General features: G+C 46.9%; 4 protein-coding genes. All 4 read right to left on the bottom strand.

Translation table 11 applies throughout. From position 1 onward, the window contains the following. Positions 1–97: 97 nt before the first annotated feature. Positions 98–604 (bottom strand): hypothetical protein, encoded by a 507-nt coding sequence (locus ACTHSP_RS19225; RefSeq protein WP_003685697.1) that lies wholly within the window; start codon positions 602–604, stop codon positions 98–100. 585 nt (positions 605–1189) lie between these two features. Beyond that, positions 1190–1435 carry a DMT family transporter gene (locus ACTHSP_RS19220; RefSeq protein ID WP_318250488.1) on the bottom strand — a complete coding sequence of 82 codons (246 nt, stop codon included), beginning with the start codon at positions 1433–1435 and terminating at the stop codon, positions 1190–1192. A gap of 45 nt (positions 1436–1480) precedes the next feature. Next, on the bottom strand, positions 1481–2350 hold the full coding sequence (locus ACTHSP_RS19215; RefSeq protein WP_440346698.1) for an ABC transporter six-transmembrane domain-containing protein: 870 nt from the start codon (positions 2348–2350) through the stop codon (positions 1481–1483). A gap of 11 nt (positions 2351–2361) precedes the next feature. Further along, a complete protein-coding gene (locus ACTHSP_RS19210) occupies positions 2362–2787 on the bottom strand; it encodes a MarR family winged helix-turn-helix transcriptional regulator (RefSeq protein ID WP_003685715.1) in 426 nt (141 codons plus the stop codon). Positions 2788–2909: the final 122 nt, after the last annotated feature.

Below are 2909 nucleotides of genomic sequence, written 5' to 3'. Positions count from 1 at the left end.
TTTTCATTGTTTTTCCTGAGAGAGGTTTGTCTTTGCCGAGATTTCGGCGGAGTGTGTTTGCCTAATATTAAACCATTCCCCTGTTTTTCAAGTGGTTTTACAAAATAATATTGGAAAGTTGCGCTGCAAATGCACGGCTGTTGGCAGCCAGATTGCCCAGTGCAGGCATTTCGTGTTCGGTTTCGATAATCAACAGGTTGGCAGGGCGGCGGGTGTGCAGAGACATTTGCATTTCAGCGGGAGAGAAGGGCATGTGATGACGTTTGGCGAAAGCTTCGGCGCGTTTGTTGGCGGTTTTGAGCATAGGCAGCAGGGTAATATCCAAATGGAAACGGCGTACGCCTAGAACCAAAATGCGTGCTGCGAAGAAATCCGCTTCATCAGTAAAAACGTTAGGGCTGCTTTGATTGAAGTCGTGGCGCTCTGCGGCAATCAAAGTCGCGATGGTGCGCACTTGCGGAATCAGGGCTTCGCTGATGAGGCTGTCAGGCGAATCAGGCAAAGTGTGCATGTTGAGCATGCTGTGGTGGCTGTTGCTGTCAACGACCATGCGGCAGGTGTGTAACATTTGGGTTTGGCTGTGGATTTTAGTTGAGGCAGTCATGGCTGTATTCCTTATTTCTTAAAAATGGGTGGATTTAAGCGGCCATGATGGGTATAAAAAAAGCCGCTCAAATGAGGCGGCTCTAATTTGCGTATTTTCAACTTGGTCTGTTTCAGACAAGCGCAAAAAAGTACCGCACGTTTGTGTGGTACCAATAGAAGAAAGTAGCAGAGCGTTGCGCGGTTTGCATGATGAAAATACGTCTTTAATGTATAAAAGAATGGAACGTAGTTTAAAACAAGAATGCCAGTAATTTCAATATCCAATCGACAAAACCCACTAATAAATCTACAAGTTGTTGTAATCCTTCCAATTTATTTTCTTTCGAGTGAGTCAAATTTGCACAATTATAATGCAAAACCGGGTGAATTGATAACAATCCGAGCAGGCTCTTTAAACAGGCCGTCTGAAAAAAGGAAAGAATGCTTGGTTTTAATTTAAGATGATTTCGTTATATTCGGGAAGGTATTAGGCCGTCTGAACATGCTCGTTCAGACGGCCTTAGATTTAATAGAAACGAGATTTTCAGTTTCCGCTGGAGAGTTTCATCACTACGACGCCGGAGATGATGAGAAATGCGCCGAGTCAGCGGCCGAAGTTGGCGGCATCGTTGAAAAATACAACGCCTACCAAAAATGCCCCTGCCGCGCCTATGCCTGTCCAGACGGCGTAGGCTATACCCATCGGAATACTTTTTTGGGCAAGGTAAAGGAGGTATCCGCTGCCGACGATGCAGGCAAGCGCGGCGGCAAAGCCATGCCAGCGGTAGCCTTCCTGTGGTGCCAGCTTTAAACCCAATGGCCAGCCGATTTCCATCATCCCGGCTAAGATTAAATAAAACTAACTCATAATATGTCCTGATAGTGTGTTAAGGTTTCAGACGGCCTTGAAAAGATTGTTTTCTTCCGAGAGTTCAACGCGTTGTCCGATATCTTTTAGATTGGAGTATTGTTCGATCAAGCTCGGTACATCGTCCAAGCTCATTGCAAACATCCATAAATAAGTGCTGACGGAATAGATATGGCCGGCGCTGCCATAGCCTTTAAGCGTCATGTGTATAAAGGCGAAGCCGAACAATACGCTCATCGCCATGCCGATACTGAGATAGCCTAAGGCTTCACGGTTGGAAATCAGCACGCGTAGTTTGGCAACCCAGCCATAGTGGCGGTAGAGCTGATGCTCGTTGCCGTCACTGATAAGGTGGTTGTCGCGTTCAAGCCGGTTGTTTAAACGGAAATATAGGTTTTCGCTGATGGCGGCAAAACGCGGCAGCAACCATAAAAACAGGGCAAGTATCGCGACAGCCAATACGCCCACCCAAAATTCCAATATCAGCAACATCATACATGCACCGAAGATGGAAACCAGCGAAGTAGCAGCGATGGGCAGGTGTTCTTCAAAAAAACTGACAAACTCACGCGATAGGGCAACGCGTGCGGTAATGGCGGAATGCGGTACTTCTCGTTTGCGCTGTTCCAAAACGACCGGGACGGCGATTTCGGTATAGATTTTGGTAAACGTACGCGTATCGTCTGCTCGGCGGGCGGCTCCGATTATCCACATTAATAAAACCACCACACCATACAACATTGCCTGCCAGACGTTGCCTTCCATAACGGCATTAATCGCCCAGCCGCCAAACACGGGATATACCAGCAAGAGCAGATTATCCAAGCCGACGAGAGAGAAGGTTGTGATGAGTTTGCGGTGGTGTGTTTGACCGATGTGTTTCAACATTTTCCACATGGCTGCCCTCCTTATTTAGTATTGAGGGTTTGCGCCATTAATTCGGCCAACGCGTCCAAATCAGCAAACAGTCGGGCTGCACGTTTTTCACCGAAGGCGGTAAAAATTCGTTTGCTGAATTCCTGCATGTTTTGCACCAATGGTGCGGCGGATTCCTTGCCTTGTTCGGTCAGCGACAATAAGCGTTCGCGTTTGTCTTGTTCGCTTTCGTGAAATGTCAGCAAGCCTTGTTCCGCCAACGTTTTGCATGTGCCGGAAACGGTTTGCTTGGGCAGGCTCCATTCTTCGCCTATGTATTTTTGAGTGCGGCTGCCTTCGGTGGCTAAGGTATAGAGAACGGCAAAGGTATTGTAGTTGGTGTTTTGCTGTTTAATCCATTGGTCGAATGCGCTGTCTATGTGGCTGATGCGCATACCGAGTTGGTCAAGTTGATTCATAAATTGGTCTCGATATTGACTAATTGGATGCGGATTATAGTCATATTTAGGACTAATTGCAAATAGAAGGCCGTCTGAAACAATCATTTTCAGACGGCCTTGAAACCGTTAAAATAATTAAT

Source organism: Neisseria sp. P0001.S005 (genome assembly GCF_051963715.1).
This window is presented reverse-complemented; position numbering and strand designations above follow the sequence as displayed.